Annotated in this window: 7 protein-coding genes; 1 reads left to right on the forward strand and 6 read right to left on the reverse strand. The window is 60.6% G+C overall.

Going from position 1 to position 16,279, the window contains the following annotated elements:
* Positions 1 to 6: 6 nt before the first annotated feature.
* Genes BXU06_RS06230 through BXU06_RS06255 form a run of 6 tightly spaced genes read right to left on the reverse strand, consistent with a single transcriptional unit; the run spans position 7 to position 14,102 of the window.
* Positions 7 to 5,145, reverse strand: coding sequence for a type I polyketide synthase (locus BXU06_RS06230; RefSeq protein ID WP_171982127.1), 5,139 nt, complete (start codon positions 5,143 to 5,145; stop codon positions 7 to 9).
* 45 nt (positions 5,146 to 5,190) lie between these two features.
* Positions 5,191 to 7,683, reverse strand: coding sequence for a pentapeptide repeat-containing protein (locus BXU06_RS06235; protein ID WP_171982128.1), 2,493 nt, complete (start codon positions 7,681 to 7,683; stop codon positions 5,191 to 5,193).
* Positions 7,684 to 7,687: 4 nt separating this feature from the next.
* Positions 7,688 to 8,368 (reverse strand): hypothetical protein, encoded by a 681-nt coding sequence (locus BXU06_RS17660; protein WP_171982129.1) that lies wholly within the window; start codon positions 8,366 to 8,368, stop codon positions 7,688 to 7,690.
* Between the two features lie 21 nt (positions 8,369 to 8,389).
* On the reverse strand, positions 8,390 to 9,640 hold the full coding sequence (locus tag BXU06_RS18380; RefSeq protein WP_077297854.1) for a hypothetical protein: 1,251 nt from the start codon (positions 9,638 to 9,640) through the stop codon (positions 8,390 to 8,392).
* The gene (locus tag BXU06_RS06250; RefSeq protein ID WP_077297856.1) at positions 9,637 to 10,059 is read right to left on the reverse strand and encodes a hypothetical protein; all 423 of its coding nucleotides are present in this window, start codon (positions 10,057 to 10,059) and stop codon (positions 9,637 to 9,639) included. Before BXU06_RS06250 ends, BXU06_RS18380 begins: the two co-directional genes overlap by 4 nt.
* Positions 10,060 to 10,073: 14 nt before the next feature.
* A complete protein-coding gene (locus BXU06_RS06255) occupies positions 10,074 to 14,102 on the reverse strand; it encodes a hypothetical protein (protein WP_077297858.1) in 4,029 nt (1,342 codons plus the stop codon).
* Positions 14,103 to 14,816: 714 nt separating this feature from the next.
* Here BXU06_RS06255 and BXU06_RS06260 point away from each other — a divergent pair.
* Entirely contained in the window at positions 14,817 to 16,043 is a 1,227-nt protein-coding gene (locus tag BXU06_RS06260; protein ID WP_171982090.1) for an IS4 family transposase, read from the forward strand.
* Positions 16,044 to 16,279: the final 236 nt, after the last annotated feature.

Here is a 16,279-nt window from a genome sequence, read left to right on the forward strand (position 1 = left end):
GCCGGATTACACCGGTTTGGTGGCCAGCCGGTACTCCAGCATGGCGACAAAGGCAGACAACGACTGGTCGTGGAGAATTTCCTCCATGGTCAGCGACAGATGCAGGCGACGCTCAATCTCACTGGCCAGCATCAGGCTGCTGAGCGAATCAATGCCATTGTCGGCCAGGGATTGTTCCGGGGAAATGCGATCCACTTCCACGTCCAGAATCTCGGCACATACGGCCTGTAATTGCGTCAGCAGATCTGCGCCACTGGCGCTGATCATGGGGGCGGCACCTGCCACGCTGCGGCCCGAAGCCTCCTGCAGCAGACGCAGCGTGCCAAGCGGCCCGGTCTGCAAGGCGTGCCAGTCGGCACCAAATGGCAGCAGGTGGGCGCTGCGGGTAGTGAACACTTGCGTCAGTGCGGATAGCCCTGACGCGGTGGACAGCGGCAACAAGCCATAGCGGCGGAAAATCGGCAAGGTGCGTGCATCCCGCTCGGCAATGCCACTGTCCCACGGCCCCCAGCCCAGACTCAGGGCCGGCAGCCCCTGGCCACGACGCATCTCGGCCAGCGCATCCAGCATGGCATTGGCGGCGGCATACGCAGCCATGCCAGGCAGGGCCAGCAAGGCACCGAGTGAAGAAAACAGCACAAAATATTCCAATGGCTGTTGGTCGAGTGCCTGATGCAAATGCCAGGCCGACAGGGCCTTGGCGGCAAATACCCGGTCGAATGCCTGTGGGTCCAGATCACGGTATCCCTGATCTTCAAGATGCGCGGCACAATGCAGCACGCCCAGTATGGGTTGGCCGGTCTGCTGGCAAAACTGATGAACATAGTCTGTCAGCCGAACCGGATCGGCCAGATCAACCGCCGCGTAGCGGACTTGCACGCCTTGCTCGCGCAACTGGGTCAGCCACGCCTGTTCCGTATCGTCCAGCGTGCTGCGCCGCCCGAGCAACAAAACATGGCGCGCGCCATGGGTTACTGCCCATTCAGTAACGTGTCGGCCAATGGCCCCCAATCCGCCTGTAATCAGATGCACGCCCACGCGGCTTAAGCGCACCGGAGGCGTGGGCGGCACGGCATGTGGCAGCAGGCGCAAGCCAAAACGCTGACCCGCCCGCAGCGCCAGCTGATCTTCGCCATCATCGGCCAGCAAGGCATCCCGCACGGCACCGGCGGAACTGGCCTGGTCGATATCCAGCAGTCCGCCCCACAAGGCAGGGGCTTCCTGCTGGCCAATCACCCGTAATAACCCCCAGAGCGCCGCCGGAAAAGGATCACCGATCACATCGCTGTCCACCACCTTTTGGGCTTGTTGGGTGAGTACCCATAGCCGCACGGGCGTGGTGCGCCGCGATAGGGCCTGACACAGCTGAATCAGCCGATGGCATAGCGCAGCTGGGCCATGTGGCCAGGCCAGAGGCCATAGCACCAGCAGATGGAGGGCAGCTTGAGGCAGGTCACTGACCAACTGGGCAATATCAGCTTCGCTGCCCGGCAGGCTGGAATACACCCGGCATGGCTGGTCTGGTTGATCCAGCGCAGCACACAGTGCGGCCTGCTGTTCGTCACCGTCGCCAAGCACCACCCATGGGTGGTGCAGCATGCCTGGGCCGGGCGGCGGCAGTGCCTGCCAGTTCAGACGGTGTACGCTGGCCGTGGCGGGGGAAACTGGGCGGGTGCTGGCACGACTGCGCAGGCCACGCACCCGACACAATAGCGTGCCTTGTGGTGTGAAAGCATCGATATCGCTGCACCAGCTGCCATCGTCGTTGGTCTTGAAACAGGCATGTACGCTCACCCGGCCAGTCAGTGGGCCAAACAGGCGGATTTCATCAATCGCCACCGGGGCCGGCACTTCGGTGGGCAAAATGCGTTGCGTCACCGTGGCCGCCCGGATGGCCAGCGCAGCCTGGAACAGGCCATCGAGCGCAGCCGGATGAAAGCCGAACTGGGTGGGTGCCTCAGGCAACGTCAGTTCACACAGGGCATCGTGCTCACCTACGCGTGCCTGTTCAATCGACCGGAACGCACCGCGATAGTCAAAGCGCAGCAAGGCAAATGCCGCGTACACTGCATCGGCCTCCATCAGAAGCGGGCAGCGCGCCGCCACATCCGCCAGCTGGCGCGGTACGCCAGGCCGGCCTGGCGGCAGCACGCGCAAGCGGGCGCTGGCCGCCAGGGTCAGCGGACGACTGTCGTCTGGGCTACTGTAGATGCGCACCTGCCATTGCCGATCATCACAATGGGTTTGCAGGCGAAATGCGCTGCTGGCGTGCAGCGGCAGTGCGTGCGTCAGGGTCAGCTGCTCAATGGCCACGGCATCGCCTGGCAGGGTTTCTGCCGCAACCGCCAGCAATGCTTCAATATAAGCCGCCGCAGGAAACAGCGCTTCGCCCATCACACGGTGATCCAGTAGCCATGGCAAGCTTTCCACCGTCAGGTCAGCATCCCACGCGGGTTCTGCCTGTCTCTGCCGCTCACCCAGCAGCCGGCTTGACCAAGGGCGCAGGCGGTGGTGCTGGCTGGCGGCGGGTTCACGCCAGTAAGGGCTCAGATTCCAGGGGTAGGCAGGCAGATCTATCCGCCGGGCATCGGGCAATACCGCCTGCCAGTCGGGCGCTATCCCTGCCTCATGCAATTCTGCCAGTACCCGCTGGAGTGGGTGTTTGCCTCGGCAGGCAAACACTTTGCCGCGTTGCGGGTGCAGCCAGGCATCCAGCCCACTGGCCAATGTGGCTTGCGGCGAGATTTCCAGCACATGGCGCTGCCGCGCTTTCAACAAGGCGGCGACGGCGTGGTCAAAGCGGATCGGGTCGATCACATTGGCCGCCCAGTGCCCGGCGGCAATCTGGCATGCCTGGATCGCCGTTCCGGTCACGGAAGAATATAAAGGGATGACCGGTTCGGCAGGGGCGATGCTTGCTGCACCTTCGGTTAGCGCAACACGCAGCCCGGCCAGTTGGGGCGAATGAAAGGCAATCCGGGTATTGACTGACTGGCTGGCGATTTTTTGCTGGCGCAGTGTGCGGGCAATGTCCTGCAGGGCGCAGGCCGAACCTGACAGGATGCAACTGTGCGGGCCACTGGCACCGGCAAGTACGATATGGGGGTGATGGCGGCCGGTCAGTTCGGCCAGTCGGCTGGCCATGGCTTCAACCGGCATGGCCACCGCCAGCATGCCTCCACCTGCCGGCAATGGTGCCAGCTGGACATATCGCTGATGCAACAGCGCCATGGCCTGCTCCAGGGTGTAGACCCCCGCCAGGTGAAAAGCCGTCATTTCGCCCGCGCTGTAACCCAGCACGGCTGAGGCTTGCAATCCCCAGTGGTGCCATAGTGCTGCCTGCGACACTTGCAGGGCAAATAACCCAGGCTGCATGATGCAGTCATTGGGTGCCGACCAGAGGCTGCGCAGCGGCACGTCGCAGTGCTTTGCCCATGCCGCTTCGCACGCGGCAAATGTGGCTGCGTAGACGGGCTCCTGCGCCAGCCAGCGTGCGGCGGTGGCCAGACCGGCCCCGCCTATGCCCGGAAACACCCAGACCAGACCGTCCGGCACAGCCGGCCCCGCTGGCTCGCCCAGCGTATCAAGCTGCTGGCGCAGCTCGGCCAGTGAGGTAAACACCAGGGCCTTGCGTCGGTCAAATCGCTGGCGCGTGGTGGCCTGGCTGTAGCTGAGGTCTGCCGGGGTGATGTCTGGCTGCGTGTCGAGAAAATCAGCCAGGCTGCGCGCCACCCGGCGCAAGCCCTCGCTTGAGGGCGCGGACAAGGGCAATACGAAAGCATCAGCGGGTTCAGCGGGTGATGAGGCTGATGACGGCGACTGTCCTGCCAGATCTGGGGCATTGCTCAACACCACATGCACATTGCTGCCGCCAAATCCAAATGAATTGACCCCGGCCAGCAGCGGTCCATGGCTGGCCAGTGGGGTCAGTCGATGGGGTAATTGCAGGCGCAATGCCTCAAATGGTATGCGTGGACTGGGTGCATCCGCATGCAGATTGGCCGGCACCTGGCGATGCTGCAGGCACAGCACGGTCTTGATCAGGCCGGCAATTCCTGCTGCCGCTTCGGTATGGCCAATCACCGATTTGCATGCGCCCAGCAGCAGGGGCCGGCTGACGCCTGGTTCACACCGGCAAACCTGGCCAATGGCGTCGGCTTCGATCGGGTCGCCCGTTGGTGTGCCGGTGCCATGTGCTTCAACAAAGTCCAGCGCCCCCGGGCTGATTCCAGCCTGGGCGCAAGCGGCACGAATCACCGCCTGCTGGGCCTGACCACTGGGCAGGGTGATGGTGGCCGTGTGGCCATCTTGGTTGGAGGCGCTGCCGCGAATCACCGCCAGCACCGGGTCGCCGTCCTGCAGTGCCTGAGCCAGTGGCTTAAGCAATACGGCACCAACGCCTTCACTGCGCACGTAACCATCGGCCCCTGCGGCAAAGCTGCGGCAGCGCTGACGCGGAGACAGAAAGCCTGTGCGGCTTTCCACCACCGAAAAATCCGGTATCAACATCAGCTGGCTGCCTGCGGCCACCGCCAGATGGCTCTCTCCCCGACGCAGGCTGTCGCAGGCCAGGTGCACGCTGAGCAGAGAGGACGAGCAGGCGGTATCGACCGTCATCGACGGCCCCCGGAAATCAAAGGTGTGCGACACCCGGTTGGACAGCATGGTGCCCAGCGAACCGGTGGAGGTATAGCCGGAAGCTTCGCGCAGATTGGCAAACTGCAAGTGCAGATAGTCATGGGTGAACGCCCCGACAAATACCCCCACGGCTTCACCCGCCAGGGTGCCAGGTGCCAGCCGGGCCTGTTGCAGCGCCTCCCAGGTGACCATCAGCATCAGACGATGCTGGGGATCCATGAAAGCCGCTTCGGTGCCGCTGAGGCCAAATACCTCGGGATCAAACCCGGCCACATCGTCGAGAAAGCCGCCCTCCTGGGCAACGGTGCGACCGGGCAGATTACGGTTGCGTGCGGCATACGCCGCAGTGGACCAGCGTTCCGGGGGAACCGGGCGGATGGGGTCGCGACCGCTGCTCAGCAGTTGCCAAAAGGCTTCTGGTGAGCCTACCCCACCCGGAAAGCGGCAGCCCATGCCGATAATGGCGATAGGCATGGCCGTTTCCGGCCCGGAGGGGGCAAGCATCATGGGGCTTCTTCCTGATTTCATCATCCTGCTGGGGCGTGCAAAGGGTTATGTGCACCACTGGTCCGGGCTGGGCACACATTTGGGTGGATGGGGAGGCTGGCCGGGGGTCATCAATGCTTCATAACTGATGCCATTGCCGAGCATTTTGTAACGCAGGCCACTCGGGCAGGTGGTTTCGCCGTTCATGGCCTGAGCCAGTCCAAGCGTTTCACCATAGGCCACCGTAATCGGCTGTAGCGCATTGCCATCTGTGGTGCGAATCACCCGCAATGGCGGCGAACCCGAGGTTTGAATGAATGCCCGTCCGGCCTGAGTGTCCATCACCAGCATGAACTGGGTGTAGCCCCGGGTGACCAGATCGGTGGAGGGCGGGGTGTTGTTGATCAGCCAGCGTTGGGTTTTTTCCTGTACGGTCAGCTTGGCAGCACTGACCAGAGGGTAACCATGATCAATAAATGCTTGCCGCACGCTGGACGACAACACGCCAGTATCCAGGCTGGCAGCCAGGGCAGGATCCATTGGAAACAGCGGCGTGCCAATGGTGCGGGTTGGCCCATTGGGCAATACCAGCGCCACGGCGGCATTGGTCAGGTTGGCCCCAGCCAGGCTGGCTGCAGTGAAGATGGTGCCCTGCAGGGAAGCAAACGCCAGCGACGCCGGTTTCTGGCCCTGGGTCGGATCCAGATTGGCCTTGCTGAAATCGGCATTGACCAGATTGGCGTACGACAGATTGGCACCAAACATCCGGGCCTGGGTGAAGGTCATGGTGGCCAGATTGGCACCCGACAGATTGACCTGTTCCAGATTGGCATTTTCGGCGCGGGCCAGGCTGCCGTACCACTGCGCGCCAGACATGTCCACCGCGTAAAGATTGGCCCCGGTCAGGATGGCATCCGGCATGAAGACATTGGTCAGAATGGCGGCATTGCCCGTGCTTTGCATCACCGCCAGCTGGCCATCCTGCTGGCGACGCACCCGCAAGGCAATATCGCCCTGTTCAACCAGCCAGTCTTCACCGGGCAGGCGTGTGGTCACCTGAATGCCGATCCGGGTATTCAACACCGCCTGACCCTGGTGTTCCAGCGCATGCAATGTGTCGGGCATCTGGCCAAGATCCAGCTGCGCGGCAGCATGCGCATCAAGCTGGCCAATGGTTTGCAGGCTGCCAAACTGTCCGCCGGTGATATCGGTGCGCGCCAGGCTGGCGTTGGAAAAATTCGCGCCCACCATCGATACATTGCCGGTGATGCTGGCCCCGGTCAGGTCAGCCCCCACCAGCACGGCATCGTTGAGCGATGTATTGTCAAATTTGGCCTGCTTGAGCGATGCTCCCTGAAACACCACCCGATCCAGGGTCTGGGCGGTCAGGTTGACGCCGTCCATTTTTGCCTGGGTAAAGTTGGTTTGCGCCGTCAGAGTGGCGTCACGCAGGTCCATGCCGGTCAGCGTGGCCGCCAGCAGCAGGGTATCGCTGAGGTTCAGCCGTGCCGCGCCAGTGACTTTGGACAAGGCCGCATTGGTCAGATTGGCTTGGGCAAAGTTGACGTCGTTGATGTCGGCACCAGTGAAATTGGCACTGGGCAGCGAAGCCTGGACAAAGATGGCGGTTTGCAGCGTGGTGTTCTGCAGATTGACCATGCTCATCAACGCCTGAGTAAAATTGGCCGTGCTCAGGCTGGCATGACTCAAATCCACATCCAGCAGCGTGGCTTTGCTCAGGTCTGCGTGATTCATCACCGCATACGCCAGCCGCGCTCCGGTAAAATCGGCCGCCGTAGCACTCAGATTGTTCATGCGCACAGCCGTGCCATGGCTGTTGCAACGGCGAAAGCTGGCATTGGGCAGGGTGGTGCCGCTGAGCAGGGTGCTGGCGTTGAACGTCACATCGTCAAACAGCACATGGCTGCCTGTGGCACCAGAAAAATCCACTGCCGACAGATCGCAGCCGGTAAAGTTGGCCCGATCGATGGTGGTGCCCACCAGACGGGCGCTGGTCAATGTGCAGCCATGCAGGTCGGCATCCGACAGGGCCGCCCCCATCATCACCAGGCGAGCGAGATTCTCGCCGGCCAGAAAGGCAAACCGCAAGTCTGCCCCCATGGCACCAAAGGCTTTCAGATCGGCCAACCCAGCGGTCACGATGGTGCGGTTGAACAGTGCGCCAGCAGGAGGATTGGCCGTGACCGGCTGCCAGGACAATGTCGTGCCGCTGGCCACCAGATAACTGTCACCACTGCTGCTGCGCCGGCGCAAGCGAAACTGGTCATTGACCGGCTCTGCCGCCAGCAGCGCCACCGCACCATCACGGGGCTGATTGGCGACCGCTACCGCCCCCGATGCTGCTGACAGATACAGGCCATTACCGGCCTGCATCCACACATTGGTGCCAGCCACATCGCCATAGGCATTCAGCATTTGCGAGAGGGCACCACTGTCTGCGGCGGCCAGCGCCAGCGCACCGTGGCTGTCAACCGTGATGGTTTGGCCGGAAGCATTGGCAAACTGCCATTTTCCGGCAAAGGGCATGGGGGCAGTCATCGCATCAGGCTCCTGGAGTATGGGTGATCTGCACCGATCCGGGCTGTCCGCCCGCACCGCCTTGCGCACTGTGGCCGCCATTGCCGTTGCTACCATCCGCCGCAAACGAGCCATCGCCATTCTGCCCGCTGCGCCCGGCCAGGCCGCCAACACCACCTGCCTGGCCCATCCCGCCATCACCGCCATCCGATCTGGCTTTGACCGGCAAAGGCTGATTGCTCTGGGTGTAGCTGACCCAGATGGCTCCACCGTCGGCACCTTGGCCACCATAGCCGCCATTGCCGCCATGCCCGCCATTGCCGCCATGTCCACCGGACATGGTGGGCAGATTGCTGCAGCGGTCATGCTGGCGGCCAGCATTGCCGCCATCCCCCCCATTACCCCCACTGCCAGGGTTGCCGCCATTCCCGCCATGCCCCCCCTGGCTATTGATTTCAATCGGGGCAATCAGGGCAAAATTGGCGCATTTCAGGGCAAACCACCAGGATTCGCCCGGCTGGCCATCGCAGCCACTGCTGCCGGCAGTGCCATCACTGCCGCTGGTGCCACTGGTGGCCGTCTTGCAACCACCAAACAGGCTTGAGGAGCCATTAACGCCATTGCTGCCCTGGGTGCCAGGCGTGCCCGGCGCGCCATTGGCCCCATTGGCTCCATTGACACCGGTAATCAGAATATCTGCGGACATCGTGCTGCTCTCCTTGTCTGTCTATGCAGGAATCTGCACGCCGTTGACGTAAATCTTGCCCGATGCGCCTGCCTTGCCCGCAGTGCCAGAAGAGCCAGTGCCGCCTACGCTGCCGTTGCTGCCGGCAGTTTTGCCTGAGCCACCGCTCCCACCCGCCCCGCCGGAACCTCCGCGCCCCCCCGTACCGCCTTGCCCACCCACCGCCTTGGCTTGAATGGACGGAACCCCGCTGCTGTAAGTGATGTAAATCTGGCCACCATTGCCGCCATCGCCACCCGCCCCGGCATTGCCCCCTTTACCGCCATTGCCACCGGCTCCGCCATTGCCTGCGCTGCATTGGCTGGTAGATGCCCCACCGTTGCCGCCCTTGCCACCGGCTCCGCCATTGCCACCATTGCCGCCGGCACCACCGTTGCCACCCTGGGTCAGCGCGACCACCTTGCCATCCAGCTGATCGACCGCCAGATAGACATCATTGGCCGTTTCGCCTTTGCCACCCGCGACGCCATCTGCGCCAGCGGTGCCACCACCGCCCGCCGTGCCATTGGTGGCCGACTGGGCGCAAGAGCTCTTGTTGTCCTTGCCCGCATTGCCATCACTGCCGGCTGCGCCGTTGTTGCCATTGCTGCCGCTGCCGCCGTTACCGCCGTTGCCGCCAACATTGTTGAAGTTGTAATCCGGTGTGGCATTGGCCACCACCACCATTTTGCTGGCCTTGACGGTGCCGTTGGTCTTGTAAATGATCCGCCCGCCCGGCTCGACGGTAATCGAGTTGTAGGCCAGCACCACAGGGTCACCGTGGCCATCCTTGTCTTCGACAATCAGGTCATGGCCCGGTGACACCACGATATCGTCGCCGGTATACACGGCCACCTGCATCGGAAAACGCTTGCTGTTGAGAATGTCCTGATAATCCTGCACCAGCGCCGAGTTGCCATACATATAGGCACGCAATGCCGTGCACAGATCGGCATGGTTGCCGGTGGCATTCCTGAGCCGCTCAGCCGAGAACGGTGCCGGCAGCGGGTGATGGTCGGGCATGCCATTGCTGCCGTACAGGCTGTCGGGCACGCCACCCAGCGCCTTGAGTTCCTGGATCGAGTTCACCGTGAAAAAGGCCGGTGGCACCGATGCCGTGTCCGGATCGTTGGACAACACCACATCGCCTTCATGATCTGCGGTCTTGAGTATCTTGGGCTGGCGCTCGACACCCATGACACGCTGGGCCAGCAGGTCGGTCAGGCTTTCGCTGTAGGTTTTCAGTTGGCTCATTGGGGAATCTCCTGGGTAAAGGTTTGAACATTGAGGATGAGCGATGCCGCACAACGCAGCAGGCCGCTACGCTCCAGCACCAGCGTATTGACCACCAGCGCCACAGGCTGCCCTGGGTTGCCCTGAATGGTCAGGACTTGCCCGGCGCGAATGATCAGCGTATCGATGGCAAAGACACTGAGCGTCACCGGAAAGCCTACCGGTGGCGAACTGGGAGGAATGCCGGACAAGGCCTGCAATTCATCCGTGGTGGTCAGTGTGGCGCTGAATGCCGGGGCCAGCGACCCGGCATCCGCCGGACTGAGCAAGCCTTCGGTCTGTCCAGCGGGCAGGGAAACCTGCGCGCTGGCGTCTTCCGGAGCAATGCCAAGGCTTTGCAGCACCTGGACAAACCCCGAACTGGAAAGGTGAATCGTCATGACAAACTCCGCAGTCAGAGTGGGAAACCGTAAACCGAAATCACCTGTTGATCGTCACCATTGACAGTGGCAACCACCGGGTAGTGAAGGGGCGCATCCAGCACGTCAAAGTGGCCGGCCGGATTGATCGTGACCAGGGTGGCGCTGGCCGACAGCGGGTGACCCTTGCTGGCAAACAGCGAGCGGATCTGGGTCATGTCGCCTTGCTGGAAGATGGGCAGGGTGGCAATGTCCAGATCAAACAATGGCGTGCTGGGGGTCCACTGGCTGACCACCGGTTCGGTGCGGTCGTTGGGGCCGAGGAAGCTGCCGTAGTTCAGTGCCACCACGGTGCGGAATGGATCGACCACCAGCCGGGCGGCGGCCAGATACTGCCGCTTGGCCGGGTCGGGAATCAGTGCAGCATCCGGCGAGGTCACCAGGAAGCGGCCATCGGGCTGATAGATGTCCAGAATGTAGTCGGACGGGCGCATGCCGTCGCCACGGTGCGACAGCACATAGATGTAGCCCTTGGCTTCGACGGCAATGTCCAGGTAGGTGATGCCTGCCGGCTGGTGTAGCGGCATGTAGGACAGATAATCGGCCACCGAAATCTCGGCAGGCTTGGCCGGGTCAACGGTCAGCAGGTACGAGCGGGCACCTGCGCGGTCGTTGACCTGCCACTTGACGCCACGCGCCATCATCTTGACGTCTACTGCCGTCAGGTCGTCGCTGACCTGCACCGCACCATTGGCCAGCCACAGGGTGTAACTGGCCGGCATTTGCGGGTCGGTCACCACCCAGCGACTGCCTGGCGTCACCACGGTGACCGTGCTGCTGCCAACGGGATCAATCCCGCCTTCGGAGGTCTGGTTGTAGCACAGGAACACGCCTTCTTCGGCAAAGGCGGCAATGATGATTTCATTGAGCACCGCGCCATCCAGCGCCCGGCGGAAATCAGGATTGCTGTTGGCAAACAGGAAGGTCAGGCCGTTGTCGCGGAATGCGGCTTGCAGCGCAGGCGAAAACACCTCGGCGTCCAGTGTGGCCACATAGTCGGCAGTCGGCAGGGTGAAGCGCTGAGCCCCCGGGAAGCTCGGTACCGGGTTGCCCTTGGTGTCAAATGCCTGTACTCGGGCATTCTGGGTTTCCAGCAGCAGTACCCGGCCATCCGGTGTCACCGCCAGTGCAATCGGACCATGCGTCAGGCCTTGCAGCACGCCCTGGCTGGACACGATCTGCGCTTCGGGTGCCAGTGCGTCATCCACCGGGCCTTCACCCAGTTGCAGAATCTGCATCTTGCTGTATTGCCAGCTAACGGCAATCACATAGCCGCTGGGGTGGACGATCATGGCATCCAGATGTGGGATGATGAAGGTTCCCCACGACTTGTTGGCGTCAATCAGCCCAAAGGTGTGGCTGCCGTCGCGCAGGTCGATCTGGCGCAGGTAATACTTGCCAAAACGGGAATCGACAATGAAGTTGTACGGGGTAATGGTTTTTTCATCTGGCCCCACCCCAAAGGTGTTGTAGGCAATCAGCGGCTGCACCTTGAAGCCCACTTCAGATTGTTTCAGCCGTTCGTTCAGCGAATCCACGCTCAAGATGGAAATATTCTGCAGCACATACATCTGGCCACTGTTAGGCGGGCTGTTCGGGTCTTCCAGCGGGATGTTTTCCCCGGAAGCCTGGTAACAATAGCCCACCTGATAATCCTCGTTGAGGATGGTCATGTTGACCAGCTTGCAGATGTTGTGCCCCACATTGCTGCAGTTGATGCCTTCCAGCGTGGTGGCGGGCGGCGAGCCCTTGATCCAGGTATGCTTGTTCTGTGTCTTGTCGTAGTTGAGCTGCTGCCAGTATTCGTACTGGGTGAGTTGGGTCAGCGGCACCAGCATTTCCTTGATGGTGCCATCCACGGCCATGATGCCAATATCGGCATTGTCTGGCTGCGCCGCCAGCAGCTCACTGACGTAGGCCCCGGCCAGCCAGCCATTGGCAGAGAACACATTGGCCTTGATTTTCAGCGTGCCGCCCCAGCCGATATTGGCAAAGTTGAACACCAGCGGGGTATTCGAGCCGGTTTCTGGCAGACGCTGGGTCTGGGTGTAATAGGTGCCGTTGGTGTATTCCACATTCACCACGCAACTGGCCCCCACTGGCGGCCAGATGGCGGTTTCCGGACGGCCTTTTTCGCCATGTGCCGGATCCGGATGCAAGGTGAACGACAAAGTCATTTGACGTTTGATGTCCACTTCCAGGGTGGCCGGGCTCGACAGCAGCTCACCCGTGGTCACCGCCATTTGCGCCATGTCCAGCGCAATGGCGGCCAGACGCACCGCCCAGCCCACCACCGGCGTGGCTTCAATGGCCATCGCGGCGGCAATCCGCGTGGCCACATACGTGGCCAGCACTTCCATGCCCTTTTTGGCCAGAATCCCCATGGCCACATTGGCCACGGTAAACAGCACCTGCTTGGTGTTCAGCAGTGCGGCTGCCACCGTGGTGCCACCGGCCAGCATCGGAAAGGCAATGGCGGCCAGCGCGGCCACGTTGTCCTTGTCGTTGATGAAGCTCTTGTACCACTGGCTGTCGGTCACCGCTGCGCCACCCAGCATGCACAGGGTAGGAATGGCGTACTGGAACATTGAGGTCAGGATCACCCCCGGCCAGACAATCGGATCCTGCCAGTTAGAGGTGCCCAGCCCACCAAACAGGAAGCGTGCAGCCTGGGCCTCACTCGGCCAGGGCGTGGAGAAATTGGTCGGGTCGGTGGGCATCGGAATGCCCATGATGGTGTTGACGTTGGACAGCACGCCAATGGATTTTTGTGAAGGCGTCTCAAACCAGCTGGCCATCGATTGCGGAAAGTAAAACGGCCACGTTCCGTTGACGGTTGGGTTGTTGATCGGCTTTTGCATCGTGGTGTCTTCAAAGAACTCGATGAACACGCCCAGTTGCCGCAGATAGGTGTTCTTGAAGTCGATGGCGAAGTTTTTCTTGACCGGATCGTAGACGATGCTGCCAGGGTAGACATTCATCCCGTGGTTGGGGGTCTGGTTGGTGGCGGTCCAGATCGACGCATTGGCCTTGCCCTGCTCGCTGACTGAGCGGGCGCGGTCGGACTCGGTCAGGTACTCGCGGCTATCAACCGACTGGCTCTGGTTAACGCTCCAGCTCTTGTTCTGCAGGCTGCTGTCGTTGCGGGCGGTGCTCAGGGCATACGAGACGGGGGCACCACAACCGCTTTCGGTTTCTGCCGACAGGTTGTACTGCATCACCGGATCGCCTTGCGGGAAGATCAGCTCACCGTTTTCACCTTCCCAGTCGTACTCGTAAATCATGCCCAGGCCGGTGTTCGGATCCACGACCTGAGCGTAGGTGGCAAAGCCGCCAAACTCGGTAGCAGGCCCCTGGCTGGAAATCAGCAGCGACAACTCGTACACCCGGTTGTATTGCTGCGGGTCAACTTCGGGGGGTGGCGCGATGTGGTCATTCATCACGATCGCGGCAGTATAGCCCTGGCTACTGGCCAACTCCGGATGGGAAAACAGGATCGAGCACGCCGTGTCCCACGGGGTGGCAAGGCTGCTGGCCGCCACAAACAGGTCACTGATATCCAGACTTTTCTGCAGTTGCAGATGTGCCGAAGTGACGCCATAGGCGGCCAGTTTGCCCGGCAGCGCCAGGCCACCATTACGTGCGGCCAGCTTGGCTGCCTGGCGGCGGGCGTAACGGCGTATATGGGCATCCGGAATATGGTAGGACAGATGGTACAAGTCAGGCAGGGAGGACGCATGCGGCCCATTCTTTTCGCCCACGACCTTCATCAGGGTGACATGGTGGGGTAAAAAACAGCTTTCAGGTACTTCGGCGTAATGGCTGAACCCATGCGTGTTGCTGCGCACCGCCATGGCCAATGCCATATTGCTTTTGGCCGCCAGCGCCAGGCTGGTGTCGTCATGCGGCATGAGATCAAACTGCTGGCCGCCAACCCGCAGGCTGAGGGTGGCGCATTGGGTGCGAAGATGTCCTTTGGCCAGATCGAAGTGGAGTGTTCTCATCGGAATTTCCCCTGAGTGAATGCGAGTTGCGGTGGCTGAGGTGAAGGCAGAGGCAGCGCATCGCCCGACCATGCGGTGTGCTGGCCGTGAAGATGCCTGACATGAAAAACAGCTGCCCATACTAAAGCAAGTAATTTGGCATTGCTTGTTTTTGCTGTAATTTAAGATGACTTACGTTTATTTTTTGCGACATCATTACGTAATTCTACTTGGGCGTACTCGCGTTTATTGTTTTTGCCGATAAAGCTATTTGCCATAAAATGGCTTGTAAAAATGGTGCAAAGCAGCATGAATGGCATGCATCTCTTTGATAAAAATCATAATATACCAGCCAAGATTCAATAGCATAAGCTATTGATTTATATTAGTTTTTGTTTTACGTAATTAAAAAAACCCATTTAGTATTCATGGGATTTTCATGCCTTGCTTATCACATTCCAGCCAAACTTCTATTTTAGGTATTTCTACCTTTAGTCATAAGAAATAGTCTGAATGATAGTATATTGGCAAATTTTCCACGTCAATGCCAATGGTAAAAAATAGGGAGGTGATCAAGCCACTGCCGCGAAATTAGCTAAAAATCATACACCGTGCAACCTTCCCTTACGGTAGAATAGCGCGCACAACCAATTGATCAGTATGTAAAAATGACAAAAAAACCGCCCCTCTCAATACTCCAGTTCAATCCATAAAATTCACACCCTCATCACGTCCGTGGACTTCATTGCCCGACATCGCCAGGCTGCTCGCGACTTTACCCGCCGCGCCGTTTTCACCTTCGAGCGTGTCGTCGGCGTCTTGCTCGTCAATCTGATGCGCTCGCTGCAAGTCGAGCTTGATCAGTTCTTCTCCCGGATTTCCTTGCCCTTGGGCCGTCGCGCTCATGACGATGCTTTCCGCATGGCGCGCAAGAAGTTGCGTTGGCAAGCCTTTGTCGAACTTAACCAGGCGGTTCTGGCAGACCTCCATCCCGCACCAGATTGGCACGGCTTGCGTGTGGTTGCCTGCGATGGCACCACGCTTTATCTGCCCACCACACACCCTGACACCATCAGCAGCGGCCCAGATGGATTCAACTGCTACCACTCGCAGGGCGGCATCTACAGTCTTGCCCGCGCCAGCGCCTTGTGTGAAACCAGTTCAGGTCTGATTCTGCACGCCAGTCTGGCTGCCGACACCCGTGACGAACGCAGCATGTTGGCCGAACAGTTTGAGCATCTGCGCCCTGACGATTTGTTGGTGTTGGATCGCGGGTATCCGGCTTATTGGCTGTTTGCCTTGTTGCTGGCGCGCCAGCAACATTTCTGCATTCGTCTGCCACAGAGTTTTTCGCCACAGGTTCAGGCTTTTGTGGCGTCTGGTCAGGCTTGTGCTGTCATCAGGATGCAGCCTGGCCACGGGCAGCGCCAGGATTTTGTCCAGCACCAGCTGCCGATGGATGCATTCTCGGTGCGCCTGGTGCGTGTTCCGCTCAAAACAGGCCAGATTGAAATTCTGGCCACGTCGCTGCTGGATGCGTCACGCTGGCCCGCAGTAGACTTTGCAGCGCTGTATCAGCAACGCTGGCGCATCGAAGAGGCGTTCCGGCATCTCAAATGTCGCTTGCAACTGGAGCAGTTTGGCGGAGAGACGCCACAGGCGATTCGTCAGGAGTTCCACGCCTCAATCCTGTTGCACAATCTGACCATCATTGCCGCGCAGGATGTGTTGGCGGAACAGGAGCTGGATGCGGCCACGCTGGTGCCAAACCTGACTCATGCCACACATCTGGTGCGTTTGTATCTGCCGCAGTTGCTGGAAGACCCGGCATCAATCGACAGGATTGGGCCGGCCTTGTTTGCTGGAATTGCTGGGCAGATCAGCAAACGACGGCCTGGCAAGCCAGCGCCGCCACGTAAGCCGAACCGGAAGAAACCACGCCGTCACCGGGCTTATAAATGACGGTAGGGTCATGCGATGTGGCTATTTTCGCGGCAGTGGGTGATCAAGCGGGGGTGTCGCTTGATTGTGACAATGTCAAACGCAAAAATTGACTCGACAGGGGGAGATAGCCGCCGTAAGAGACGGTCGAGGAGCGCAACAGGCCGCGCATCAGCGACAAGATGGCTGAATCTGTCCTGACAGGAAGGCTTTCCTGACACAGGGTGTCTGCCTTCAGGATGAGGCGGAAACAGAAC

Source organism: Aquaspirillum sp. LM1 (assembly GCF_002002905.1).
Taxonomy (GTDB): domain Bacteria; phylum Pseudomonadota; class Gammaproteobacteria; order Burkholderiales; family Aquaspirillaceae; genus Rivihabitans.

Bases quoted from the DNA above. Each gene is read 5' to 3' on its own strand.
- BXU06_RS06230 (WP_171982127.1), bottom strand. From the start codon at position 5,145: ATGATGCTTGCCCCCTCCGGGCCGGAAACGGCCATGCCTATCGCCATT.
- BXU06_RS06235 (WP_171982128.1), bottom strand. From the start codon at position 7,683: ATGACTGCCCCCATGCCCTTTGCCGGAAAATGGCAGTTTGCCAATGCT.
- BXU06_RS17660 (WP_171982129.1), bottom strand. From the start codon at position 8,368: ATGTCCGCAGATATTCTGATTACCGGTGTCAATGGAGCCAATGGGGCC.
- BXU06_RS18380 (WP_077297854.1), bottom strand. From the start codon at position 9,640: ATGAGCCAACTGAAAACCTACAGCGAAAGCCTGACCGACCTGCTGGCC.
- BXU06_RS06250 (WP_077297856.1), bottom strand. From the start codon at position 10,059: ATGACGATTCACCTTTCCAGTTCGGGGTTTGTCCAGGTGCTGCAAAGC.
- BXU06_RS06255 (WP_077297858.1), bottom strand. From the start codon at position 14,102: ATGAGAACACTCCACTTCGATCTGGCCAAAGGACATCTTCGCACCCAA.